Raw genomic sequence first — 23,461 nt, 5'->3', positions numbered from 1 at the left:
TGATGGAATTTAGCACAGGGATTGTTTCACGTGAATCACGCGTTGAGGTTTTGCAGAACTTTGCGGATTTGTTGCCGCGCATCTTCAATCCCCTTATCCGTAAAGACAATAAAGTCGGCTTTGGCGCGCTTGTCAGCATCACTCATTTGCCGTGCCAGCAAACCGTCATATTTCTCCGGTGTCATGCCGTCGCGTGCCAGCACGCGTTCACGCTGAACATCTGCCGGGGCGGTCACGACAATAATCTTGTCGCACAGGGCATCGCCGCCACTTTCGAACAGTAGCGGAATGTCCAGAAGAACAAATTTCGAGCGATGATCCCGATGGTGCTGGATGAAGTCCAGTTCCGCTGCGCGAACCAGCGGATGAATGATTTTTTCCAGATCAGCTAAAGCGTCTGCATGTCCGATGACGGATTGTGCAAGCGCTGCCCGATCGACAATACCGTTCTTGACGGCGTTTGGAAACCGTTTGCCAATTTCTGGAACAGCCGCGCCTTGATAAAGATCATGAACGGCCGCATCTGCATCAAAAACAGGAACACCTTCTTCGTGGAACAAATTGGCGGTTGTCGATTTGCCCATGCCGATAGAACCAGTCAGGCCGAGGACCAGCATATTTTGTCCCGGCGCGGTCATAGATCCTGCAGAACATGATTGCGCAATGCGTCTGTTACCTCTGGCCGGACGCCAAACCATTTTTCAAATCCCGGCACCGCCTGATGCAGCAGCATGCCAAGCCCATCGACCGTCCGGTTGCCATTTGCACGGGCTTCCTTCAGCAAATCTGTTTCAAGCGGGGTATAGACAATGTCGGTCACAACAGTGGTTATGGGAATGGATTTCAGGGAAAAGACGAGATCGTCCTGACCAACCATGCCAAGGCTGGTGGTGTTGACCAGCAAGTCGGCTTGCGACAGATATGCCTCAGCCTGCAGCAGGCTGTGCGGCATGATCTTGCAGTCATTGGCCAATGCCAGTTCTGAGAAATGGTCAGCCAATGCATGCGCACGCTTCACGGTTCGATTGGCCAGAATGATGGATTTAAAGCCGCGTGTCATCAGCCCATAGACGATGGCGCGTGAAGCGCCGCCTGCCCCCAGGACGATGGCCGTTTTAATGCCCGATTTTTTCGGGGCATCCCAATCCGGTACTCCCTCATCGAGATTGCCCAGAAACCCGTATGTATCGGTGTTGCTGACATGAAGCGCGCCGTCTTCCACCCAGTAGGTATTGGCAGCGCCCAGCACTTTGGCTGTTTCATCTGCATGATCTGCCAGAGCCAGAACCGCTTCCTTATGGGGAATTGTGGCGTTGCCACCGCAATATTGCAGCGTGCCATTTTTAAGCGAGTCCATGAAAGTGGGCAACGCGTCCGGGGCAATCGATTCGGCAGCGTAACAGCCCTCAATGCCATAATGCTGAAGCCAGAAGCCATGAAGGCGCGGCGAGCGGGAGTGTTTGATCGGGTACCCGATAACGCAGGCATTTTTACCAGTGGACTCAACCATCGATTCGGAACCGCAACACTAGGACATCAAAACGTCTTCAGCCCGCAACCAGGCCAGAAGTGGCAAAAGAGGAAGACCGAGAATGGTAAAATAGTCGCCCTCTATCTTCTCAAACAATTGAGACCCGAGGCCTTCCAGCTGATAGCCGCCCACGCTGCTGAGCGATTCCGGAAGGGTCTCTGCCATGTAGCGCCCGACAAATTCCGGAGACAGCTTGCGCATCCGCATATGCGCCTGCTCGGTGTGACGCCAGATTGTCTCACCATTGCGAACCACCGCAATGGCTGCATGCAACGTATGGGTTCGGCCACTGAGCCAAAGCAGCTTTTTGCGCAGATCTTCATCATCGCTGGCTTTGTGCAGGGTTTGCCCCTCACAGGTCAGTGTCTGGTCAGCACCAATAATCAATGTATCTGCAAAGCGTGACGACACATCGCCCGCCTTGGCCTCGGCCAGTACCTGCGCCAGATCCTCTCCATTCACGTCTGACCCCATGGCATCCTCGACGGCGCGTTCATCAATGGAGGCGGCTGTTGTGGAAATCTTCAAGCCTGCATCCCGCAACAGGCTGGCCCGGACCGGGCTTTGAGATGCCAATATCAGAGCTTCTGTCTGAAATTCTCCGAAGGATTCAGTCATGGATTATCCTGTCTTGCTTTGTGTGCGCCATAAAGGGTCAGAATCGCAGCGGCGGTTTCTTCAATTGAGCGTCTTGTAACGTCGATGATCGGCCATCCCCGGCGGGCGCAGAGACGCCGGGTCTGGGCAATTTCTTCTGCCACAGCATGTTTGTCGATATAGGTCGTATCCTTGCTCTCTGCATTAATCGACAGCAGACGGTGCTGCCGGATCTGCACAATACGGTCCGGACTCGCAATCAGGCCAACGATAAACGCATCGGTCATCTTCTCTATGACATCCGGCAGCGGCACATCAGGCACCAAAGGTATATTGGCAGCTTTCACACCCCGGTTTGCCAGATAGATGGATGTGGGCGTCTTTGAAGTGCGGCTGATGCCGAGAATGACAACATCAGCTTCTTCAAGATCGTCGCTCATCTGGCCGTCATCATGAGACAGGGTGAAATTGAGCGCATCAATGCGGCGGAAATATTCTGTGTCCAGGGCATGCTGTGCGCCTGCGCGCTGCGCCGATTTTGCACCCAGATAGGTCTGGAACAAAGACAAGATCGGATCCAGCACTGACAGGGCCGGAACTCCCAACTCGCGACACCGCTCCTCCAGCAGCGCGGCGTGGTCCGGCTCTATCAATGTGTAAAGGACAATACCTGGCGACGCCTCAATATCCTCAACCACCTGGGCAATGTCTTTTTCACTGCGCACCATGGTGTAGATATGTTCCCGCGCCTGCGCAGAATCATATTGGGCAGCAGCGGCACGGCCGACATTAATCAGCGTTTCGCCGGTGGCATCTGAAATCAGATGAAGATGGAAAAAGGTGGATTTTTTCACGGTTGGATATCCACAAACTGTGGGTTACGCCTGTTGACGAATCATGAATGAGTTTTGGAGAAGTCTTGGCGAAATGTCCACCCGGCCACTTTATGCGCAATGGTTAATAAAACATTAACATTTTGTTAGGGGTGGATAACGCTGCTGATTGAAACGCGAAAATTGTGGACCATTTCTTATCCTGAGTTTTCCCTGAACAGTCCACAATCAGACAAGGCTTTTGACGCTGTTAACCTTTTGTTTACAATTTGAATTTCTGGAAGTTCCCGTATTTTTGGCAAAAGCTTCATAATTTATGCTGGTAGTTCCTGGCCTCTCCGCGTTGGGGATAATTCACGACGTTTTGTGGATGATTTTTAATTCCCGTTCCCCACACCCTAATAATAGAAATAGAAAGAAATTAAGAATTTATTAGGGAATTTTTGGGGAGTGAAACCGCTTGGGCTTATGCTAGTTACTGAGGCACAGAAGGACGGGCCTGGTGGTCTCATTTGGCTGAGCAGCAAACATTTTGCGATATCGGATTATTTATGAACAGACGCATGTTACAGGTTTTACGCAGTGGTCCGGATGATGAAGCCATGTGGCCGCCACCCATCTGGATGATGCGTCAAGCTGGACGATACCTGCCCGAGTACAAAGAAACCAGAGCGGAAGCAGGTTCGTTTCTGGATTTATGTTATTCGCCAAAGTTTGCCACCGAAGTCACGTTGCAACCCATTCGCCGATTTGGCTTTGATGCAGCTATTCTGTTTTCGGATATTCTGGTGGTGCCTGATGCGTTGGGACGACGGGTCACCTTTGAACCCGGTGTTGGGCCAAGGCTTGATCCCATTAAAGTCAATGAAATTAAGGAACTGACTGTCGCGAACGCATTGGAGCATTTGAAACCTGTCTTTCAGGCGGTGAATGATATTCGCGCAGCCCTACCCTCTGAAACAACTTTCTTGGGTTTCTGCGGCGCGCCCTGGACCGTTGCAACCTATATGGTGGCCGGTCGTGGAACGCCTGACCAGGCACCGACACGTTTGTTTGCGCATCAACACCGCGCAGCTTTCCTCGATTTGATTGATGTATTGACGGATGTCTCGATTGATTATCTGTCTGCGCAGATTGATGCCGGTGCTGACGCGGTGCAGGTGTTTGACAGCTGGTCAGGTATTCTTGGCGAACCAGATTTCAACGAGTTTTGTCTCAGGCCGATGAAACGGATTGTGGCGGGTGTAAAAGCCCGTCATCCCAACACACCGATCATTGGTTTTCCGAAAGGTGCGTCGTTGCATTATGAGCGCTACGTTGAGGAGACAGGTGTGGATTGTGTCGGACTTGACTGGACATATCCGATGAAGCTGGCACGCGAGCGTTTTGGCACACAGGCTGTTCTTCAGGGAAATCTGGATCCCACGCGTCTGGTAGCTGGCGGGGAAGCGCTGCGCGAGGGAGTAGCAACGATTTTATCAGAGGCAAAAGGATCCCGATTTATCTTTAATCTTGGACATGGCATTACGCCGGAAACGCCGATTGATCATGTGGCCGAGATGATTGAACTGGTTCGAGCGGGTTAGGATTGATGATGTATCTCTGGATCAAGGCGTTTCACATTCTGGCAGTGATTTCCTGGATGGCGATGTTGCTCTATCTGCCACGGCTGATGGTGTATCACTGCAGTGCGGAGGCTGGAGGCCGGCAATCAGAAACCTTTAAAATCATGGAAAGGCGTTTGTTGCGTGGCATAGGCACTCCCGCGATGATTGTTACCTGGGTTTTGGGGCTCTACCTTGTGGCTGATGGTGGCTATTTGTCTGACGGGACGTTTTGGGCACATCTGAAAATTCTGTTGGTGATCGTGATGTCGGCGCTTCATATGCGGTTTGCCTGGCACGTGAAGCGATTTGCGGCAGACGAGAACAAACACTCCGAGCGCTATTTCCGGTTTATGAATGAAGCCCCAGCGGTTGTGATGGTGGCAATTGTTGTTTTGGTTGTCGTGCGACCGTTCTGATTTATGGGTAATTGTCACGAGGCGTTTTCTGCTGATCTATAAAAAGCCCTTGTGATTTCCGACTTTTATCGCTATCTGAGAGAAAACCTACCTTTGGCCCAGTTGGGGCGCTTTCAAAAACATAACAAATGTTCTGCGTATTTCCCATCGTCGGACAAAAAAGCGACTTAATTAGCTGAAACAGGCATTGTGCAAGAAATTGCATATTTATCTGCTTCGCTTAAATCGCTTCAAATTTTCACCTGTCAATCAATCAACAGATATATGCGCGCTGGACGCGCAAGGATTTAAACAAACACATGGCCGAGATGAAGCTGTCTGATCTGAAACTGAAAAGCCCGACCGAATTGCTGATGCTTGCGGAACAGCATGAAATCGAAAACGCAAGTACGATGCGCAAACAGGAATTGATGTTTGCCATTTTGAAGCAACTGGCGGAAGAAGAAGTCGAAATTATCGGCGAAGGTGTTGTGGAGCTTTTGCAGGATGGCTTCGGCTTTCTCAGATCGCCGCAGTCGAATTATCTGCCAGGCCCGGATGATATCTATATATCTCCCTCTCAGATTCGCCGCTTCTCTCTGCGCACCGGAGATACGGTTGAGGGCCATATCAGAAGCCCAAAAGATGGCGAACGCTATTTTGCGCTGCTGCGTGTCAACACAATCAACTTTGCAGATCCTGAAGAGGGACGGCACAAAACCCATTTTGACAATCTGACACCGCTCTATCCCGATGAGCGCTTTAACATGGAAATCGATGATCCAACGCGCAAGGATTTGTCAGGTCGCGTCATCGATCTGGTTGCTCCGCTCGGTAAGGGCCAGCGCGCATTGATCGTTGCGCCGCCGCGTACGGGTAAAACGGTCCTGCTGCAAAACATCGCCAATTCTATCGCAGCCAATCATCCCGAGTGTTACCTCATCGTCTTGTTGATCGATGAGCGCCCGGAAGAAGTGACAGATATGCAGCGCTCTGTGGACGGCGAAGTTATATCCTCCACATTTGATGAGCCGGCTTCACGACATGTTCAGGTTGCTGAAATGGTGATTGAAAAGGCCAAGCGTCTTGTTGAACACGGACGCGATGTTGTCATCCTGCTGGATTCGATTACACGATTGGGCCGCGCCTACAACACGGTGGTCCCAAGTTCGGGCAAGGTATTGACCGGTGGTGTTGATGCAAATGCCTTGCAGCGTCCGAAACGCTTTTTCGGTGCCGCGCGTAATATTGAAGAAGGTGGCTCCTTGAGCATCATCGCGACCGCGTTGATTGATACCGGCAGTCGTATGGATGAAGTCATCTTTGAAGAATTCAAGGGAACTGGTAACTCCGAGCTGGTTCTGGATCGCAAGGTTGCAGACAAGCGCACCTTCCCGTCGATGGACATTCTCAAATCCGGTACACGGAAAGAGGATTTGTTGATGGGCAAATCGGAGTTGCAGAAAGTCTTTGTCCTGCGCCGCATCCTGTCTTCCATGGGTACGGTGGATGCTATCGAGTTCCTGCTGGATAAGCTGAAACAGACCAAGTCAAATGATGACTTCTTTGATTCAATGAACACCTGATCCCAAACCACACTCCAAAGGGTTCGATTCGTATCCGTAACCTTTAATGATGGACCTGGGATTGACGGTTGGATGAGACGATGAATACACCAGCCCTGTTCACAGAAACAATATTTGCGCTTGCCAGTGGCCAGACCCCAAGCGGAGTGGCCGTTGTGCGTGTCAGCGGACGGGATGCGCGCTCGGCTTTGGACGTGTTTCACGTGAAACAACCCGAGCCCAGACACGCGCAGCTCTCCGTCCTGACCGATGCAGACGGCAGACCATTGGATCAGGGGCTTGTGTTCTGGTTTCCAGGACCTGCCAGCTTCACCGGTGAAGATGTTGTCGAATTCCATCTCCATGGCAGTGCAGCCGTGCTGGACGCTGTTTTCCAGCAACTTGGTACGCTGCGAAACTGGCGCATGGCCGAGGCTGGTGAGTTTACCAGGCGCGCTTTTGAAAACGGTCGTATGGACCTCACCGAAGTTGAAGGTCTTGGCGACCTTCTGGCGGCACAGACAGAAGCCCAACGACGGCAGGCGCTGAACCAGTATACCGGATCATTGCGGATGCTGTATGATGGATGGCGACAAGCATTACTGTCTCTCAGAGCCGCTGTAGAAGCAGATTTCGATTTCTCCGATGAGGAAGATGTTCCCGGTTCAGTCGCGGAATTCGTGTCAGGTGATGCGCTTTCCCTTTCGCGCCAGATCGAATCCCATTTGAATGATGGGCGTCGGGGCGAAATTATCCGGAACGGATTGCGTGTTGTTTTGGTTGGGTTGCCCAATGCGGGCAAAAGCAGCCTTTTGAATGCGCTGGCACAACGCGATGTTGCCATTGTCACGGATGTACCTGGCACAACGCGTGATGTCTTGTCCGTTTCCCTGAACCTCAACGACCAATTGATAAACATATCCGACACTGCCGGCCTGCGGGACAGTTATGATGTTGTGGAGATCGAGGGTATGCGCCGCGCAGAAGAGGCAGCGCGGAGTGCAGACCTGATCCTGTCGCTTTGTCCGGCCGATCAACCGGGCTTCCATGTCGCTTTTCGGGATTCCGATGAGGGCGATTTTCCTTCAATCCTAAAAGTACGCACGAAATGTGATCTTCTGCCAGACAGTGATGCTGGTGGGACTCCTTCGGGCGACACTGATATTGACGTCTCGGTTAGAGATGGGTCGGGGCTTGATAAGCTCATGTCAGAACTGGCTCGATTCGGCTCCGTACCTATCACCGGGCAAAGCGATGTTACGACAAGTCCCCTTATCACGCGGGCGCGGCACCGGCTTGCATTAGAACGCTGCGTTACATCCTTGCAGTCTGCAGGCGATGATCAACTGCCGTTGGAAATTCGTGTCGAATATCTCAGGACGGCTTCCGATTCCCTCGGCCAGATCCTAGGCCGCATTGACGTTGAAGACATTCTCGGCCATATCTTTTCTGAATTCTGTATTGGCAAATAAACGCCGGATTTGCGGCGATTGCCTATGGGTCCCTATTCTTCGTGATGGTCAATCAGACCACCGAGATGATTTGCAAGAGTGACTGTAAACATGCGCTTTGATGTTATTGTAATTGGCGGCGGCCATGCCGGCTGTGAAGCAGCGGCAGCTTCTGCTCGATTCGGAGCCGATACAGCCCTTGTGACACATTCCTTTGATACAATTGGCGCGATGTCCTGTAACCCCGCAATTGGCGGCCTGGGCAAAGGACACCTTGTACGTGAGATTGACGCTCTTGACGGGCTCATGGGCCGTGTTGCGGATGAGGCGGGTATTCAGTTCCGAATGCTGAACCAACGTAAGGGTCCGGCTGTTCAGGGACCAAGGGCGCAGATCGATCGGGCGCTTTACAAAGTTGGCATGCAGCGTGAAATCTCGGCGCAATCCGGTTTGACCGTGGTTGAGGGGTCTGCTGAGGCTATCCTGACGGATGATTCTGGAATTTGCGGGCTGCAACTGGCTTCTGGCGAAACGCTGCACTGTGGGGCCCTTGTCATTACAACAGGCACATTCTTGCGCGGGCTCATTCATATGGGTGATGAGCGGATTGAGGCTGGCCGTGTTGGTGAAGCCCCGTCTGTCGGCCTGGCGCATTCCTTTCTGTCCCACGGGTTCAAACTGGGGCGTTTGAAGACAGGAACTCCGCCGCGTCTGGATGGTCGGACGATTGACTGGAGCCAGGTGCAGGAGCAGCCTGGCGATGATATTCCGGTTCCGTTTTCATTTCTGAATGATCGGATCACAACACCGCAGGTGCCCTGTCATCTGACACGGACCACTGCCGAAACCCATAAGATCATTGCGGATAATCTGACCAAATCAGCCATGTATTCCGGAAATATCTCAGGTGTTGGCCCACGTTATTGCCCCTCTATTGAAGATAAGGTCGTTCGCTTCGCAGATCGGGATCATCATCAGATTTTCCTGGAGCCGGAAGGTCTGAATGACCATACGATCTATCCGAACGGTATTTCCACCAGCCTGCCCCGCGATGTGCAGGATCTGTATGTGCGCAGTATTCCGGGCTTGGAAAAAGTGGAAATCCTGCAATATGGTTACGCGATTGAATATGACCATGTGGATCCACGTGAGTTGAAGCCGACGCTTGAGACCATTGCGTTGCCCGGGCTGTATCTGGCTGGGCAGATTAATGGGACCACCGGGTATGAAGAGGCAGGCGGACAGGGTCTTATTGCCGGAATGAATGCAGCAAGGCGTGCCGGTGGTTCGGATGAGATCATTTTTGATCGGTCCGAGGCCTATCTTGGCGTCATGACGGATGATCTGACCACCAGAGGCGTCACCGAGCCGTATCGCATGTTTACCTCCCGCGCCGAGTATCGTCTTTCTCTTCGCGCTGACAATGCGGACCTTCGTCTGACGGCAAAAGGCCACGCCTGTGGCATTGTTGGTTCCAGACGCTGGGAGCGATTCAGTGAATGGCAGGCGGAATTTGCGTCGGTGGTCGCGCATGCAAAGGCGGTTGAGGTGTTGCCCACTGCATTGGCCGGTGCAGGAATTAAGGTTAATCAGGATGGGCGGCGCCGGGATTTGTTTGGTTTGCTGTCCTATCCCACCGTTTCACTTGACGCGCTCGCGCCGTTCTGGCCACAGATTTCCGATTTCAGCGCCCGATTGAAGCAGCAACTTGAGACGGAAGCGCAATATGCGGTCTATCTGGACCGACAGCGCGCTGACATTCAGGCCTTCAAGCGGGATGAACAGATCGCACTGCCGATGGATCTGGATTTCAGCACATTGCCGGGCATTTCCAATGAAGTCTGTCAAAAGCTGACAGCAGCAAAACCGGCAACCTTGGGGCAGGCTTCGCGTGTTGAAGGGGTGACGCCGGCGGCTATCACCCTGTTGTTGGCCTATGTCAAACGACGTGGCAACGCGGCTTGATTATTTTATGATTGGTCGCAGTAGATAATGTCTTTCCTGGAAGCAGACCGCGAGCGGTTTCAACGCCATTATGCCGTTTCCCCTGTCGTCATGGAGCGGCTGGAGGTCTTTGCAGATCTTTTGAGACACTGGCAGCGCGCGAAAAACCTGGTCTCAAACACAACTTTGGATCAATTCTGGTCGCGGCATGTGTTTGACTGCTATCAGCTGTTACAGCTTGGCCGTGCGGACGGTCATTGGGTTGATTTGGGCAGTGGCGCAGGTCTTCCGGGGCTGGTGATTGCGTTGGGCAGATCTGAATCCACAGAAAACTTGCAAGACGGATCAGTCACGCTGGTCGAGGCGAATGGTCGTAAATGCGCCTTCCTGCGGGCTGTTTCACGTGAAACAAATGTGCCTGTGACCATCCTGAATAATCGAATCGAATCCGTATCGATTGCGGATCTGCCTCATAGCCCGGATTATATCACGGCAAGAGCGCTGGCACCGCTGGAAAAACTGACCGAAATGATGGTCCCTTTGATGCAGCCAAAAACAGTCGCACTTGTCCACAAGGGACAAGATTTTGCGTCTGAAATTGAAAAAGCATCTAAATATTGTGATTTCGATGTGATACAACACAAAAGTCAGCTGGATAATCGCAGTGTGATTCTTGCCCTTTCGGGGTTGCGTTTACACACGTAGATCGACCGAGTGGCCTGATACAGTTGACATGCATTTGCTTCTATTTTGGATGAGATATCGTGTTGATCGACCAACAAGCCGCAAAAGACGACTCTGCCCCGGTGACTCCGGATGCGCCACAGGCGCGCCCGCGGGTGCTTGCCCTTGCAAATCAGAAGGGTGGCGTGGGTAAAACCACGACAGCCATTAATCTGGGAACAGCGCTGGCCGCCATAGGCGAGCGCGTGTTGATCGTTGATCTTGACCCGCAGGGGAATGCCAGCACAGGTCTGGGCATTGATCGCAAAACCCGTAAAAGCTCAACTTATGATGTTTTGTGTGGCGACGTAACTATGGCGGAAGCTGCCATGCATACGTCAGTGCCGCGTCTGGATGTCGCGCCCTCAACCCTGGATCTTCTGGGTCTTGAGTTGGAAATTGCACAAATGCCGGATCGGACCCACAGGCTGCGCAGCGCCATTGATGATCTTAAGCTTGCTATCGGTGATGCTGGTGAGCCTTACACCTATGTTCTGGTGGATTGCCCGCCCTCGCTGAACCTGCTGACCATCAACGCCATGACGGCTGCTGATGCCATTCTGGTGCCGCTGCAATGCGAATTCTTTGCTCTGGAGGGTTTGAGCCAGCTGCTGACAACTGTCGAGCAGGTGCGGCGAACCTTGAACCCGGGTCTTTCAATTCATGGTGTTGTGCTGACCATGGTGGATGACCGCAACAATCTATCGCATCAGGTGGCGCAAGACGTGCGTGCCCATATGGGCAGCAAGGTTTACAAGACGGTTATTCCGCGCAATGTGCGGGTGTCCGAAGCGCCTTCCTATGGCAAGCCGGTCCTGTTATATGACCTGAAATGTCGTGGCAGTCAGGCCTATATGAAGCTTGCTTCAGAAATCATTCAACGTGAGCGCACCCTGCGTGCGGCCTAAAAGCAAAAGAGCCCTTATCATGGCGGACGATATTTCCAAAAAGCGGCTCGGTCGTGGTCTTGCAGCATTGCTGGGAGATGTGGACACAGATGCGGAAGCGGTTGAACGCGCTCGGTCGCAGCGCCGGGTGCCGATTGAATTTGTCACCCCCAATCCAAATAATCCAAGGCGTAGCTTTGCGGCTGATGATCTGGAAGATCTGACCCGGTCCGTGCGTGAAAAGGGAATCGTTCAGCCCATCCTTGTACGGCCTCAACCGGGAAAGCCGATCAGCGATAATCGCTATGAAATCATCGCCGGTGAGCGTCGCTGGCGTGCTGCTCAGGCGGCAGGATTGCATGAAATACCTGTTTTAATACAGGCAGTTAGCGACAAGGAAGCTCTGGAACTTGCAATTGTCGAGAACGTTCAGCGCTCTGACCTCAACCCCATTGAGGAAGCGCGCGGCTACCAGCAATTACTGGACGGGTTCGACTACACCCAGCAAGACCTTGCCACCGTCATTGGCAAAAGCCGCAGTCACGTTGCCAATACATTGCGCCTTCTGAAATTGCCTGATGGTGTGCAAAAATTGCTTCAGGATGGTGAATTGACAGCTGGCCACGCCAAAATACTGGTCGCGGCAGATGATCCTGCGGCGCTTGCCAGCCAGATTGTTGATGGCCATATGAGTGTCCGTGCCGCCGAAACCCTGGCACGCAGTGCTGGTGAGGGCCAAAAAGGCTCCGGTTCATCGCAATCGACCGCTTCTGCCCTTGTGAAGGATGCAGATACGCAGGCGCTTGAAAACAGTCTGTCCGAGGTTCTGGGCTTGCTGGTTGATCTGAGGCATAAGCCAAATGGAACCGGTGAATTGCGCGTCAAATACAAAACACTTGATCAGCTCGATTTCATTACGGCAAAATTGAGAAGCTGATCCTCGCCTGTTGGCATCGGTCAATTTGGATTCCTGCAATCAAACAGCTTCTTAACGCTGAATTGTGGCGGCGCCCAATTGAATCAGGATTCCGTCGGTAAACCCTTGTCCTTGTGGTGAAATGACACCATATTGAAAATGAGTTTTACCCGGGGTTGCTCCTCCCATCCCTTGATTTGTTTTTATGAGGATATAATGGCTGATCTAAATCGTCGTACAATTGGGCAGGCAGGCGTTCAATCGCAGGCGGATATTGATGAAGGCCTCCGCGCCTACATGCTCAAAGTCTATAATTACATGGCCATCGGCCTTGCGCTGACAGGCGTTGCTGCCCTGATGTTTGCCAATCTGGCAACGACGGGTGATGCATCCGCTGCTGCTGCACAATTGCCGAATGGCAAGATGCTGACCGATTTCGGTGTGATGCTGTTCACATCACCTTTGCGTTGGGTCGTGATGCTGGCACCTTTGGGCCTGGTGTTCTTTCTGATTGCCAAGGTTCCGACCATGAGTGTGAGCGCAGCACAAACCACATTTTGGGCTTATGCGGCCTTGATGGGCGTTTCACTGTCTTCAATTTTCGTCATCTACACGCCTGAGAGCATCACGCAGGTGTTCTTTGTCACTTCGGCGTCCTTCCTGGGACTTAGCCTTTATGGTTATACCACCAAAAAGGATCTGTCCGGCTGGGGTTCATTCCTGATGATGGGCCTGATCGGCATTATCCTTGCGTCGATCGTGAATATCTTCCTTGGTTCAAGCGCGCTGCAATTCGCCATTTCGGTGATCGGTGTTCTGGTGTTTGCTGGCCTCACCGCCTATGACACGCAGCAGATCAAGAACATGTATGATGTTAATGATGATGGCACGGCCTCTGGTCGCAAAGCGATCATGGGTGCTTTGAAGCTCTATCTCGACTTCGTCAATCTCTTCATCATGTTGTTGCACCTGTTCGGCAATCGCAATTAACATTCTGCGGATATTTGAATAAACTTAAAGCGCGGTCCATTGGGCCGCGCTTTTTGATTCGGATACGAAACCCGTCATATGACAAAGACCTCCCCAGCCTTTGAGATCCTATTACCTCAGTCCACGGATTTGCCGTTCATCCATGCCATCTATGAGCACGCTGTTCTGACCGGCACCGCATCCTTTGAGCTGACACCACCGGATCTGACAGAAATGACCCAGCGCTATCATGCGCTGGTAGATCATGATTTCCCCTATTTTGTCGCCAAGGATTTGACTGGAAATTTGCTGGGTTATGCCTATGCCAGCCTCTATCGGGCACGCCCAGCCTATCGGTTTACCGTAGAGGATTCGATTTACATCGCGACCGAGGCCCAGGGTCTTGGCATTGGGCGGGCGCTTTTGTCCCGTGTCATTGAAGACGCGACCAATAAGGGCTTTCGGCAAATGATCGCCGTGATTGGCGATAGTCAGCATAAAGCCTCAATTGCCTTGCACCAGCGGCTTGGCTTTGAACATACAGGCGTGTTTCGGGATGTTGGCTGGAAACGAAATCGTTGGCTCGATACTGTTTTGATGCAACGATTTCTGGGTGAGGGCGCAAGGACGCCTGCTGAAAGCTGAATGGATTGCCAATGGCTGGATATTCAAAAACACCTCTTTTCAAGAAGCTCGGCCTGAAACCCGATATGAAAGCGGTGTGTCTCAATGCACCCGATAATTACCTGACTATGCTGGGACCGGACGCCCTGGCACCAGACTGGCTTGATAGTCTCAGCACCGGGTGCGATTTCGTCCATTTGTTCACAAAGTCAAAGGTTGAGCTACAGGCGCGTTTGCCTGCGTGCCAGAGATCGATCAAATCCAATGGAATGATCTGGGTTTCCTGGCCCAAGAAAGCCTCAAAGGTTCCAACCGACATAACGGAAGATACCATTCGCTCCGTCTGTCTGCCATCCGGTCTGGTTGATGTGAAGGTCTGCGCTGTCGACGATATCTGGTCAGGACTGAAACTTGTAATCCGCAAGGAATTGCGGTGATGCGGGCCGTCACCGGATGACAAACTTTATGAAGCGGTGCCCGATCTGATGGCCAAGTCAAAACCAAAGCCAAAAGAAACGGAACTCTATCCTCCGATCAAGGCCTTTCTTGAAAATCAGGGCTATGACGTCAAGGGAGAGATCGGCGCGGCTGATGTGGTCGGTGTGCGCGGTTCGGAAGTCCCTGTCATTGTTGAGTTGAAAACGGGCTTTTCCCTGAACCTGTTTCATCAGGCCATTGAGCGGCAATCGATGACCGATGCTGTCTATGTGGCTGTGCCGCGCAGCACCGGCCGGATGTTTTTAAAGATGCTGCAAAACAACAAAGCCCTGTGCCGGCGCCTGGGTCTGGGTCTTATTACGGTCCGGCTGAAGGATTTGTTTGTTGAGATACATCTTGATCCAGCGCCCTACAGGCCCCGCGGATCGAAGGCTCGTAAAGCGCGTCTGCTGAGAGAGTTTGCAAAACGGGTTGGCGATCCCAATGAAGGCGGGGCTACCCGTAAGGGCCTGGTGACGGCCTATCGGCAGGATGCATTGCGCTGCCTGTCCATCCTGTCCGCCAATGGCCCTATGAAGGCTGCAAACGTTGCCGCGCAGTCCGGGGTGAATCGGGCAAGAAATATCATGGCAGATGATCATTATGGCTGGTTTGAACGTGTTTCAACCGGCATTTATGCTTTGACCCCGAACGGCGTTGAGGCGGTTTCAAACTATGCTAATGATTTAAAAACCATTGCCGCAGCGACAGAAACCACACCTGTCTGATGAATTTACTAAGACGGCTTATTATTATGCTCCACCGGTATACCGATTAGTGGGAATGCCAGAACTCTGCGGTTTTGACATCATTTATTTACAAATTCCCAGACCTTCGAGATGACGACTGATCCTTCTCCAACGCTTGAGGCGACGCGTTTTACCGATCCTGCGCGCACATCTCCTACGGCAAAGATGCCAGGATACGATGCCAGGAAACGACGCTGCGTACGGGGACGCTTCACCGCATGCCTCTCCGGTTTTCACAAAGCCGCGTTTGTCCAGATCGACAATATTGGACAGCCAATCCGTATTAGGCGCAGCTCCAACCATGAAAAACACGGAGCGGGCGGATATGGTTTCCGTCTTGCCGCTGTTCATGTCCAAAACCGCTACGGATTGCAAGTAATCTTCGCCGTTAAGCTCTGCGATTTCGCTGTGATAATGAATGGTAATCCCAGGGTCTGCCTCAAGTCGGTTGGACAGATAGTCTGACATGGAAGCCGCCAGTGTCGCCCCGCGCACGAGCAGGTGGACATGTTTGGCGGCACGGCTGAGGAACATGGCGGCTTGTCCGGCGGAATTTCCACCACCGACAATAATGGCTTCTGTATCGCGGCAATAGCGCGCCTCTATCTCTGTCGCAGCATAGTAGATGCCCGCGCCCTCGAAGCGCTCCAGATCCTTTAAAGGCAGTCGCCTGTATTGAACGCCTGTTGCAACAATGACCGCCTTCGCACAGATTGTTTTTCCTCGACAATAATGGTCGAAATCTCGTAGGCCCTTTCCAACAGACATATCTTCTCAAGCTTGTGAGCAGTATGGTCCGATTTGCTGCGGTTGTCGGTCTCTATAGGCGCAGCTCGTATTCACAATCAGCAGGGTAAAGCACTCCCCTCATGGACATTGTCGACATCATCAAATCCATTGAGGGAACTGAAACCGGAGCGTTGGTGGCTCTGGTTCTGGCCCTGCTGTCTGCCATGGCCCATGCGCTGTTCGGTGCGGTGCTGAAATCCGGCGATCCGATCCTCAATCGCGGAGCCATCAATGTCTGTTACGGATTGGCCGCAGCGCCCCTTGCCCTGTTTGTTGCACCCTGGCCGTCAGATGAATTATGGCCGATCCTGTTTCTCGTCTATCTGGTGCATTTTGCCTATGAATGGTTTCAGGTGAAGTCGTTTGAGCATGGTGCTTTTGTGCTGGTCTACCCGATTGGACGCGGCTCCGGACCCTTGCTGATTGCTCTTGCGGCCATTGTCGTGTTTCAAGAAAAACTATATTGGAATCAATGGCTTGGAATTCTGATGATTTCCGGCGGCATTCTGGGTCTGGCTCAAGTCAATCTGAAAAGCGCGCTTTTGAAGGGTGAGAATATGCGCGGGCTGCATCTGGCCATCGGCTTTGCCCTTGGAACCGGCTTTCTGATTGCGGTTTACACCACGATTGATGCCTATGGCATCAGATTGGCGGACAATCCGTTTACATTCCTGGCATGGTTTTTCTTCATGGGCCTGTTCAGCTCTCCCATTATTGCAATATTGAAATACCGACGCCTGGAGGTGCCTGTTGACAAGGTTGCGTTGTTCGCACGGGGTTTGCTGGGCGCCATTATCGCTGTTATCAGTTTTGGTTCCGTGATGCTGGCGACACGGCTTGGACAGGTCGCCACAGTCGCTGCGCTGCGTGAGACATCCATCATATTTGCAACCGCATTGGGCGTCTTTGTTTTCAAAGAGCAGATAACGGCGTCCCGCCTGTTGCTGATCGGTTTGATTGCTGCAGGCGCTGTGATGGTTGAAATATGATCGTAATCAGTAATTAGCCGGCTATATTCAGGCGCTCAACTCGGTTGAGGGATTCACCGGAATGACAAAGCTCTTGAAGGCTGCAGGCTCTGCCAGGCTGGAGTAGATGCGCATGGCAATATCGTTCTTTTCCGATACCAGCCAGCGCACATAAGTCCAGTTGCGGGTGTTGCCAATCCCGGTCAGTTCCCGGACGAGTTCGGTGCTGATGCCCAGACCCCTGTGTTCATGCGCAATGAAAAGGTCATCCAACTGGCCGGTGCGGCGACCGCTGATGGCCTCGGGCAAATCGAAAAAAATGGCAAAACCAACCAGTTCTTCATCCCGGAAGGCACCCAGAACTTCTGCGGTGGAATCCTGTAAAAGGGTCTCGGCATAATACTGGTCGGGGCGGCGCGGTGCGCCCCGGCGCAGCATCTGCGCGTAAGAAGCGACAAGCGGCGCGAGTGTAAGCGCGTCGCTGTCGACAAGAATTCGCATGCTGAGCCCTTTAACGGCCATGATTTATGCTCCCGCTGCGTCGGCCAGCACATCCAGTTCTGCCAGAATGGCTTCGCCCATGCCTTTGGTCCCGACCTTCGTCATCCCATCAGTATAGATATCGCCGGTACGCAGGCCTTTTTCAAGAACACCGGCAATGGCCTTTTCAACCAATGTGGCTGTATCGCCCATATCCAGTGAATAGCGTAGGGCCATGGACAGACTTGAAATCATCGCGATTGGGTTTGCCTGACCCGTGCCAGCAATATCGGGAGCAGACCCGTGGACAGGTTCATACATGGATTTTCGCTTGCCAGTCCTGGCGTCTGGCGCGCCCAGTGACGCAGATGGCAGCATGCCAAGTGAGCCGGTCAACATGGCCGCAATATCAGACAACACATCGCCAAACAGATTGTCGGTTACGATCACATCGAACTGCTTTGGATTGCGCACCAATTGCATGGCACCGGCATCTGCCAGCATGTGATCCAGTGCTACGTCTGCGTACTCTTCCGCGTGAACCTTGGTTACGACCTGATTCCACAACACGCCGGACTTCATCACATTGCGCTTTTCCATGGATGTGACTTTGTTGTTGCGGGTACGCCCCAAATCAAAGGCAACACGGGTAATGCGCTCAATTTCATAAGTGTCATAAACCTGAGTGTCGATGCCACGTTGCTGGCCGTTGCCCAGATCAATAATCTCTTTGGGTTCGCCAAAGTAAACGCCGCCTGTCAGCTCCCGTACAATGAGAATATCAAGGTCTTCTACGATTTCCCGCTTCAGGGAAGATGAATCAGCCAGTGCGCCGTAGCAAATGGCAGGGCGCAGATTGGCAAATAATTGCAGATCCTTGCGCAACCGCAGCAAGCCAGCCTCCGGACGCACCTCATAAGGCACATCGTCCCATTTAGGACCCCCAACAGCGCCAAACAGAACGGCGTCTGCCTGTTGTGCCAGATCAACAGCTTGATCGGACACGGCACTGCCGTAAGCGTCGTAGGCAGCTCCACCGACCAGATCTTCTTCGATCTCAAACGATGCCAGCCCGGCCTTTTCAATCCAGGCCAGAACGGACCGGACTTCGGTCATGACATCGGGGCCAATGCCGTCGCCGGGAAGAAGAAGGAGCTTGTGGGTGGTCATAATGAAATCCTTGGTCGCATGATTGTTAGTGGGTGGATAATGCGGCTTGAATGCGCTGGCAAGAGGGTGCGGGATTGAAGCCGGACAAAACACCAATTTTCTGGCCAGAAGCGCCCATTTGAACCATCAAAAAGTCGGTTCAGCCATCTGCCTTCAGTGCGGTGACTTCAATTTCAATCTTCATGGCCGGATCAATCAGATCGCAGATGATCATGGTCGCCGCCGGGCGGATGTCTGTGAAATAGGTGCCGACCAGATTGAATATCGTGCTCACATATGTGCGGTCAGACACGTAGTAAACGGCGCGGACAATATCTGTGCGCTGGAAACCGGCCTGATGCAGGGTGTTGTCAATGGTGGCGAAGATGTTCGCCACCTGTGCATCCAGAGCTTCCGGCAATTGCATTGTTGCGTAGTCAAAACCAGTGGTGCCTGCAACGAAACACCAGTTGCCCTGCACCACGGCGCGGGAATAGCCAGCTGTTTCCTCAAAGGGGGACCCTGTGGAGATCAGCTGGCGTTTCATCATAAAGGCCCTAAAGCTTGATCCTCAGGCCCAGATTATCAGGCCCAGGGGCGTGTTTCGGTCTTACTGGCTTCAAACGCATCGATGCTGGCGACTTTTTCCATCGTCAGGCCAATGTCATCAAGTCCGTTCAGCAGGCAATGTTTTTTGAAGGCATCTATCTCGAAATTGATGACACCGCCATCAGGGCCGCGAATCTGCTGGGTTTCTAGATCAATGCTCAATGTCGCATTGGCACCGCGCTCGGCGTCATCCATCAATTTATCCAGCTCTTCCGGCGTCACCACGACGGGCAGAATGCCGTTCTTGAAGCAGTTATTGTAGAAAATGTCAGCGAAGCTGGTGGAAATGACACAGGTAATGCCGAAATCCTTCAGCGCCCATGGCGCGTGCTCGCGGCTTGAACCACAGCCGAAATTATCGCCCGCCACCAGAATATTGGCATTGCGGTAAGCTGGTTTGTTCAGCACAAAGCTTTCATTTTCCGAACCATCATCATTGTAGCGCATTTCAGAGAACAGAGCTGTTCCCAGACCGGTGCGCTTGATGGTTTTCAGATACTGTTTTGGGATAATCATGTCCGTGTCGATGTTGATGAACGGCATTGGTGCTGCAACAGCGGTCAATTTGTCGAACTTGTCCATTTTCTATTCCCTTATGTGATTGCGCGCCGGTTTAGCCCAGCTTTGGGCATTTGTGAAGCGGTGAGTTGCTGAATCTGACTCGGTTGATGGTCAGAAAGTCCGGGAATCAGACCCTGTTAACCATGGCATTGATCGCAAAAGCGCAATTAACGCGTAATTTACGGCGCGAAGCGATGTTGGCAACGTGATTGAAAAGACTTTGGTGCGCCCATGCCATCGACGGCAACACTTGCAGATTTTGAAGATGACAGTGTTTCAGATGCTGCCGGGATTGCTATGCCCTGGTCGCTGACTTTGAAAGACGCGCGCGCCCTGGATGATGAGGATCTGGCGGCTCTTGATGATTTGATGCGAAGGGCTGGTGACAGCCACTCCGGCAATGTCTTTTTTGAGCCGCGTGCGGTTCTGGCTTCATGTCCGTTGTCAAAGCAGCCGATACACTGGCTTTTGTGGTCCCAGCAAAACCGGCTTTGCTTTGCAGCCCCTGTTGTGGTGCGGCGGGTTGGCGGGTTTTCCTTTCTGAAAATCTGGACACACACCTACGCGCCACTTGGAACGCCGCTTATTGCTGATCCGTTTCAGGCTGATGCGTTGCTGGATGAATTAGCGCGGCAGGGTTTTTCAGCGTTTGTCTGCCCCTGGCTGGAGGCCGACAGTATTTTGGCCAAAGCGGTTAAAAATCGCGGCGCCCAACTGCAGGGATTTTGGTCCGGGCAGGCTGATCGTGTTGTTCTGACATCTGACTGGACGCAGGCCTCTGCGCTTTCCAAGCAGCGCAAAAAGAAATTGCGCAAAATGCAGCGGCAAATACCGCTGGTGCATACTGTGCTGCAGGGTTCTGAGGCGCAGAATGATGGATTCCGTCAATTCTGTGATCTTGAGGCCATGGGCTGGAAGGGGGCTGCAGGCTCGGCTTTGAAGCAGACTGAAACGGCCCTCAATTTTGCCACCGAACTGGTGGCCGGACATGCGGCCCGCGGTACGCTGTCGATAGACAGTCTGGATGACCCGGCCCGTACCGGTGATCAGGCGGTTGCCATGGTTGTGAGTTTTGCGCAGGCCGGGCGCGGTGTTGTCTGGAAAATCGGCCATCATACGGATTATGACGCCGTATCACCGGGCTATCAGGTTATTTTAGCCGCGTCAGAGCGTTTTACGGCGGCTGGTACCGCAATTTCTATCGATTCTCTGGCGGGTCCCGAGCATCCAATGGTCGGATGGCTGTGGCCTGGACGATTGACTGTGGGAACACTGACCATTCCGCTTGGAAACTCCGCGTTGGCAGCCAGAAGCCTGTCCCGGTTTTACGCGGCGGAAACACGCCTCAGATCAATGGCCCGGGCTCTGCGTCAGCGGCTTCGCGGATAGCTTCTTCGCGCAATTCACGGCGAATGATTTTTCCAGATGTTGTAAGCGGCAGTTCGGTTTTAAAGGCAATTTCACGCGGATACGCGTGGGCGGACAAGCGTTCACGCACATAAGTCTGGATTTGGCTTGCCAGATCGGGTGAGGGCGCAAAGCCGGGCGCTGGTACTACATAGGCCTTGACGATTTCTGTGCGCAGGGCATCAGGCTTGCCGATAACGGCCGCCAAAGACACAGCTTCATGGCTGAGCAGGCAGTCTTCCACTTCTGTGGGCCCTATGCGGTAGCCCGCAGATGTAATGATATCATCATCCCGCCCGACAAAGCTGACATAGCCGTCCTCATCCATGACAGCCTGATCGCCTGTGGCAAACCAGTCCTTCTGCGGCCCCTTGAATTTAGCCGCAGTCTCATCCGGCCGGTTCCAGTAAGACAGCATCATCACCGGGTCCGGCGCGCGAATGGCGATTTCTCCCTGATGGCCTGGGGGGAGTACCAGTCCCTCCGGGCCCAGAATGGCGACATGGTGGCCTGGAACCACCCGGCCAATGGCGCCCGCCCGGTTCATACCCAGAGCAGCGCAGGATCCAAGCACCAGATTGCACTCGGTCTGGCCATAGGCATCATTGGCAGAGATACCCAGCGCAGCTTTGGCCCAGCTATAGGTTTCCGCGCCCAGTGCCTCTCCGGCTGAGGCGAGCGATCGCAAACGCAAATCGTAGCGCGTTGCCGGGTCCGGCACCGCGCGCAGCATTTTCAAGGCGGTGGGAGGCACGAAGGCATTCACCACGCCATGGGTCTGCATCAGATGAAAAGCGTCTTCAGGATCAAATTTTTGGGTGGCACTGGAGAGCACCGCAACGCCCAGCATCAGGGATGGCAGCAGCACATTCAGCAGGCCACCGGCCCAGGCCCAGTCGGCTGGTGTCCAGATGCGGTCACCGGCCTGCGGCAGAAAATTGTGCGACATCTGCATTCCGGGCAGGTGACCCAGCAGCACCCGGTGGCCATGCAGTGCACCTTTGGGCGGTCCGGTGGTGCCGGAGGTGTAGATCATCATGGCCGGATCATCGGGTGTCGTCATCTTGGTCTGGAAACGGTCGGAGGCTTTTTTGAGAATATCCTCATAGTGAATGACATGCGCCGGAGCCGGTATACCGGTTGGCATATCTGTGACTATTATGGCGCGAAGTTTGGGCAATTGGCTCTGTAGTTCAGCGAGTTTTTCATAGCCTTGCTGATTGGTGATGATGCAGGAAACACCAGCGTCGGCAAGTCGATAGCTCAGGGCATCTGCGCCAAACAGGAGTGCCAGCGGAACCGCAATCATTCCGGCCTTATAGGTTGCAAGATGGGAGATCAGAGTTTCCGGACCCTGTGGCAGCAATACGCCTATTCTGTCTTGTTCTTGGCAACCCGATTCAACAAAGTAATTAGCCAGTTTATTAGATATTTTACTTAGTTGGCTAAACGTCCAGTTTTCAACGTTGCCATCCTGCGTGATATGGCTCAGCGCAAGCCGATCCGGATCATGGTTTTGCCAAACCTCGCAACAGGCATGGGCAATGTTGAACCGGTCCGGAATTTTCCAGCGGAATTTTGTGATTAACTCATCATATGTGGAAGCGGGGTTGAGCATAAGCTGATTGTTTATACTGAGGCGATCTGGGCTAAACCTGAACCTGCACGCCCAGGACCATGACCCAAAAGGTCTTTAACCCTGTGGTAGGATTGTTGGAAACACCCAGACCGATTTCACGAACGGCAGGTTTCAACATGTTTTTGCGGTGTCCCGGTGAGTCCTGCCACCCAACCATGGCCTGTTCAATTGTATCAAATCCGCCCGAAATGTTTTCAGCGGCTTCCTGCGCAAAATAGCCAGATGCATGCAGACGGCGCACAAAACTGTCGCCAAAGCCGATGGCGTGTTTCACTTTTCCCGTTCTCGCCATGACCAGAGCATGGCGCTCTGCCAGACGTTGCAATGTGGCATTGGGTGTGACGGCGCTTTGTCCGTTGCGGCGGCGATAGGCAGATGTCAGCGATGCGCCTCTGGAAATATGGCGGGACGTTGTGATGATACGCCCTTGTGACGGGTCGAGGCCGTCTGATTTGCTTTTGCCGGGCGTGGTCAGATCAACACCGGTTCCCACACATCCGCTCAGTGTCAGCGCTGCCGGTGCAAGCCCTGCCAGGACCATATAATTCAGCAGATTGCGTCGGCTTGGATCGGCCATGACTGTTCTGTTCC

The 23,461-nt window shown here is 53.0% G+C and carries 24 protein-coding genes and 1 pseudogene; 14 read left to right on the top strand and 11 right to left on the bottom strand.

Features of this window, described 5'->3' with window-relative positions:
- Nucleotides 1–35 precede the first annotated feature (35 nt).
- Genes coaE through RAL91_RS01835 form a run of 4 tightly spaced genes read right to left on the bottom strand, consistent with a single transcriptional unit; the run spans nt 36 to nt 2,982 of the window.
- Nucleotides 36–638, bottom strand: coding sequence for a dephospho-CoA kinase (gene coaE, locus RAL91_RS01850; RefSeq protein ID WP_306259278.1), 603 nt, complete (start codon nt 636–638; stop codon nt 36–38).
- Nucleotides 635–1,510, bottom strand: a complete 876-nt coding sequence (locus tag RAL91_RS01845) for a shikimate dehydrogenase (protein ID WP_306259277.1) — start codon at nt 1,508–1,510, stop codon at nt 635–637. The genes coaE and RAL91_RS01845 overlap by 4 nt, the downstream gene beginning before the upstream one ends.
- A gap of 18 nt (nt 1,511–1,528) precedes the next feature.
- On the bottom strand, nt 1,529–2,149 hold the full coding sequence (locus RAL91_RS01840; RefSeq protein WP_306259276.1) for a Maf family nucleotide pyrophosphatase: 621 nt from the start codon (nt 2,147–2,149) through the stop codon (nt 1,529–1,531).
- Nucleotides 2,146–2,982, bottom strand: coding sequence for a pyruvate, water dikinase regulatory protein (locus RAL91_RS01835; RefSeq protein WP_306259275.1), 837 nt, complete (start codon nt 2,980–2,982; stop codon nt 2,146–2,148). Before RAL91_RS01835 ends, RAL91_RS01840 begins: the two co-directional genes overlap by 4 nt.
- Before the next feature lie 530 nt (nt 2,983–3,512).
- Here RAL91_RS01835 and hemE point away from each other — a divergent pair.
- The 12 genes from hemE (at nt 3,513) to RAL91_RS01775 (ending at nt 15,247) form a co-directional block, all read left to right on the top strand.
- Complete coding sequence (gene hemE / locus RAL91_RS01830) at nt 3,513–4,547, top strand: uroporphyrinogen decarboxylase (protein ID WP_306259274.1); 1,035 nt, start codon at nt 3,513–3,515, stop codon at nt 4,545–4,547.
- A gap of 8 nt (nt 4,548–4,555) precedes the next feature.
- Nucleotides 4,556–4,984 carry a protoporphyrinogen oxidase HemJ gene (hemJ, locus tag RAL91_RS01825; protein ID WP_306262725.1) on the top strand — a complete coding sequence of 143 codons (429 nt, stop codon included), beginning with the start codon at nt 4,556–4,558 and terminating at the stop codon, nt 4,982–4,984.
- Between the two features lie 299 nt (nt 4,985–5,283).
- On the top strand, nt 5,284–6,549 hold the full coding sequence (gene rho, locus RAL91_RS01820) for a transcription termination factor Rho (protein WP_306259273.1): 1,266 nt from the start codon (nt 5,284–5,286) through the stop codon (nt 6,547–6,549).
- Between the two features lie 80 nt (nt 6,550–6,629).
- Entirely contained in the window at nt 6,630–8,000 is a 1,371-nt protein-coding gene (gene mnmE, locus RAL91_RS01815; RefSeq protein WP_306259272.1) for a tRNA uridine-5-carboxymethylaminomethyl(34) synthesis GTPase MnmE, read from the top strand.
- Nucleotides 8,001–8,090: 90 nt separating this feature from the next.
- Entirely contained in the window at nt 8,091–9,944 is a 1,854-nt protein-coding gene (gene mnmG / locus RAL91_RS01810) for a tRNA uridine-5-carboxymethylaminomethyl(34) synthesis enzyme MnmG (RefSeq protein WP_306259271.1), read from the top strand.
- 27 nt (nt 9,945–9,971) lie between these two features.
- On the top strand, nt 9,972–10,628 hold the full coding sequence (rsmG, locus tag RAL91_RS01805) for a 16S rRNA (guanine(527)-N(7))-methyltransferase RsmG (protein ID WP_306259270.1): 657 nt from the start codon (nt 9,972–9,974) through the stop codon (nt 10,626–10,628).
- A gap of 62 nt (nt 10,629–10,690) precedes the next feature.
- On the top strand, nt 10,691–11,554 hold the full coding sequence (locus RAL91_RS01800; protein WP_371932472.1) for a ParA family protein: 864 nt from the start codon (nt 10,691–10,693) through the stop codon (nt 11,552–11,554).
- A gap of 19 nt (nt 11,555–11,573) precedes the next feature.
- On the top strand, nt 11,574–12,470 hold the full coding sequence (locus RAL91_RS01795; RefSeq protein WP_306259269.1) for a ParB/RepB/Spo0J family partition protein: 897 nt from the start codon (nt 11,574–11,576) through the stop codon (nt 12,468–12,470).
- A gap of 195 nt (nt 12,471–12,665) precedes the next feature.
- Nucleotides 12,666–13,439, top strand: coding sequence for a Bax inhibitor-1/YccA family protein (locus RAL91_RS01790; RefSeq protein WP_306259268.1), 774 nt, complete (start codon nt 12,666–12,668; stop codon nt 13,437–13,439).
- 78 nt (nt 13,440–13,517) lie between these two features.
- On the top strand, nt 13,518–14,063 hold the full coding sequence (locus RAL91_RS01785) for a GNAT family N-acetyltransferase (protein ID WP_306259267.1): 546 nt from the start codon (nt 13,518–13,520) through the stop codon (nt 14,061–14,063).
- Between the two features lie 11 nt (nt 14,064–14,074).
- Nucleotides 14,075–14,479: a hypothetical protein gene (locus tag RAL91_RS01780; RefSeq protein WP_306259266.1), complete on the top strand. Its 405-nt coding sequence runs from the start codon at nt 14,075–14,077 to the stop codon at nt 14,477–14,479.
- Between the two features lie 48 nt (nt 14,480–14,527).
- Nucleotides 14,528–15,247, top strand: coding sequence for a DUF2161 domain-containing phosphodiesterase (locus RAL91_RS01775; RefSeq protein WP_306259265.1), 720 nt, complete (start codon nt 14,528–14,530; stop codon nt 15,245–15,247).
- A gap of 80 nt (nt 15,248–15,327) precedes the next feature.
- Here the strand turns inward: RAL91_RS01775 and RAL91_RS01770 are convergent.
- Nucleotides 15,328–15,970: pseudogene (locus tag RAL91_RS01770) on the bottom strand (NAD(P)/FAD-dependent oxidoreductase); the annotation flags it as partial.
- Between the two features lie 167 nt (nt 15,971–16,137).
- Between RAL91_RS01770 and RAL91_RS01765 the strand changes: the two are divergent.
- Entirely contained in the window at nt 16,138–17,046 is a 909-nt protein-coding gene (locus RAL91_RS01765) for a DMT family transporter (protein ID WP_306259264.1), read from the top strand.
- Nucleotides 17,047–17,073: 27 nt separating this feature from the next.
- Here RAL91_RS01765 and RAL91_RS01760 read toward each other — a convergent pair whose 3' ends face one another.
- From RAL91_RS01760 to leuD, 4 genes are all read right to left on the bottom strand, one after another.
- Entirely contained in the window at nt 17,074–17,547 is a 474-nt protein-coding gene (locus RAL91_RS01760) for a GNAT family N-acetyltransferase (RefSeq protein ID WP_306259263.1), read from the bottom strand.
- 3 nt (nt 17,548–17,550) lie between these two features.
- Nucleotides 17,551–18,675: a 3-isopropylmalate dehydrogenase gene (gene leuB, locus RAL91_RS01755; protein ID WP_306259262.1), complete on the bottom strand. Its 1,125-nt coding sequence runs from the start codon at nt 18,673–18,675 to the stop codon at nt 17,551–17,553.
- 139 nt (nt 18,676–18,814) lie between these two features.
- Nucleotides 18,815–19,201 carry a RidA family protein gene (locus tag RAL91_RS01750; RefSeq protein ID WP_306262721.1) on the bottom strand — a complete coding sequence of 129 codons (387 nt, stop codon included), beginning with the start codon at nt 19,199–19,201 and terminating at the stop codon, nt 18,815–18,817.
- A 38-nt stretch (nt 19,202–19,239) separates the two neighbouring features.
- Nucleotides 19,240–19,845: a 3-isopropylmalate dehydratase small subunit gene (gene leuD, locus RAL91_RS01745; protein WP_306259261.1), complete on the bottom strand. Its 606-nt coding sequence runs from the start codon at nt 19,843–19,845 to the stop codon at nt 19,240–19,242.
- 210 nt (nt 19,846–20,055) lie between these two features.
- Between leuD and RAL91_RS01740 the strand changes: the two genes are divergently transcribed.
- A complete protein-coding gene (locus RAL91_RS01740; protein ID WP_306259260.1) occupies nt 20,056–21,213 on the top strand; it encodes a GNAT family N-acetyltransferase in 1,158 nt (385 codons plus the stop codon).
- Here the strand turns inward: RAL91_RS01740 and RAL91_RS01735 are convergent.
- Both RAL91_RS01735 and RAL91_RS01730 read right to left on the bottom strand, forming a co-directional pair.
- Complete coding sequence (locus RAL91_RS01735) at nt 21,170–22,849, bottom strand: AMP-binding protein (protein WP_306259259.1); 1,680 nt, start codon at nt 22,847–22,849, stop codon at nt 21,170–21,172. The genes RAL91_RS01740 and RAL91_RS01735 overlap by 44 nt on opposite strands.
- Nucleotides 22,850–22,880: 31 nt before the next feature.
- The gene (locus RAL91_RS01730; protein ID WP_306259258.1) at nt 22,881–23,447 is read right to left on the bottom strand and encodes a CAP domain-containing protein; all 567 of its coding nucleotides are present in this window, start codon (nt 23,445–23,447) and stop codon (nt 22,881–22,883) included.
- Between the last annotated feature and the right edge of the window lie 14 nt (nt 23,448–23,461).

Origin of the sequence: Pararhizobium sp. IMCC21322 (assembly GCF_030758295.1) — a bacterium.
Classification (GTDB): domain Bacteria; phylum Pseudomonadota; class Alphaproteobacteria; order Rhizobiales.
Note: the sequence above shows the minus strand (reverse complement) of the source record. Positions and strands in the feature narration are given on the sequence as shown.

Bases quoted from the DNA above. Each gene is read 5' to 3' on its own strand.
- RAL91_RS01750 (WP_306262721.1), bottom strand. From the start codon at position 19,201: ATGAAACGCCAGCTGATCTCCACAGGGTCCCCCTTTGAGGAAACAGCT.
- RAL91_RS01765 (WP_306259264.1), top strand. From the start codon at position 16,138: ATGGACATTGTCGACATCATCAAATCCATTGAGGGAACTGAAACCGGA.
- RAL91_RS01775 (WP_306259265.1), top strand. From the start codon at position 14,528: ATGGCCAAGTCAAAACCAAAGCCAAAAGAAACGGAACTCTATCCTCCG.
- RAL91_RS01780 (WP_306259266.1), top strand. From the start codon at position 14,075: ATGGCTGGATATTCAAAAACACCTCTTTTCAAGAAGCTCGGCCTGAAA.
- RAL91_RS01740 (WP_306259260.1), top strand. From the start codon at position 20,056: ATGCCATCGACGGCAACACTTGCAGATTTTGAAGATGACAGTGTTTCA.
- rho (WP_306259273.1), top strand. From the start codon at position 5,284: ATGGCCGAGATGAAGCTGTCTGATCTGAAACTGAAAAGCCCGACCGAA.
- mnmG (WP_306259271.1), top strand. From the start codon at position 8,091: ATGCGCTTTGATGTTATTGTAATTGGCGGCGGCCATGCCGGCTGTGAA.
- mnmE (WP_306259272.1), top strand. From the start codon at position 6,630: ATGAATACACCAGCCCTGTTCACAGAAACAATATTTGCGCTTGCCAGT.
- RAL91_RS01730 (WP_306259258.1), bottom strand. From the start codon at position 23,447: ATGGCCGATCCAAGCCGACGCAATCTGCTGAATTATATGGTCCTGGCA.
- RAL91_RS01795 (WP_306259269.1), top strand. From the start codon at position 11,574: ATGGCGGACGATATTTCCAAAAAGCGGCTCGGTCGTGGTCTTGCAGCA.
- RAL91_RS01790 (WP_306259268.1), top strand. From the start codon at position 12,666: ATGGCTGATCTAAATCGTCGTACAATTGGGCAGGCAGGCGTTCAATCG.
- rsmG (WP_306259270.1), top strand. From the start codon at position 9,972: ATGTCTTTCCTGGAAGCAGACCGCGAGCGGTTTCAACGCCATTATGCC.
- RAL91_RS01840 (WP_306259276.1), bottom strand. From the start codon at position 2,149: ATGACTGAATCCTTCGGAGAATTTCAGACAGAAGCTCTGATATTGGCA.
- RAL91_RS01845 (WP_306259277.1), bottom strand. From the start codon at position 1,510: ATGGTTGAGTCCACTGGTAAAAATGCCTGCGTTATCGGGTACCCGATC.
- leuB (WP_306259262.1), bottom strand. From the start codon at position 18,675: ATGACCACCCACAAGCTCCTTCTTCTTCCCGGCGACGGCATTGGCCCC.
- hemE (WP_306259274.1), top strand. From the start codon at position 3,513: ATGAACAGACGCATGTTACAGGTTTTACGCAGTGGTCCGGATGATGAA.
- RAL91_RS01785 (WP_306259267.1), top strand. From the start codon at position 13,518: ATGACAAAGACCTCCCCAGCCTTTGAGATCCTATTACCTCAGTCCACG.
- leuD (WP_306259261.1), bottom strand. From the start codon at position 19,845: ATGGACAAGTTCGACAAATTGACCGCTGTTGCAGCACCAATGCCGTTC.
- hemJ (WP_306262725.1), top strand. From the start codon at position 4,556: ATGTATCTCTGGATCAAGGCGTTTCACATTCTGGCAGTGATTTCCTGG.
- coaE (WP_306259278.1), bottom strand. From the start codon at position 638: ATGACCGCGCCGGGACAAAATATGCTGGTCCTCGGCCTGACTGGTTCT.
- RAL91_RS01760 (WP_306259263.1), bottom strand. From the start codon at position 17,547: ATGGCCGTTAAAGGGCTCAGCATGCGAATTCTTGTCGACAGCGACGCG.
- RAL91_RS01735 (WP_306259259.1), bottom strand. From the start codon at position 22,849: ATGCTCAACCCCGCTTCCACATATGATGAGTTAATCACAAAATTCCGC.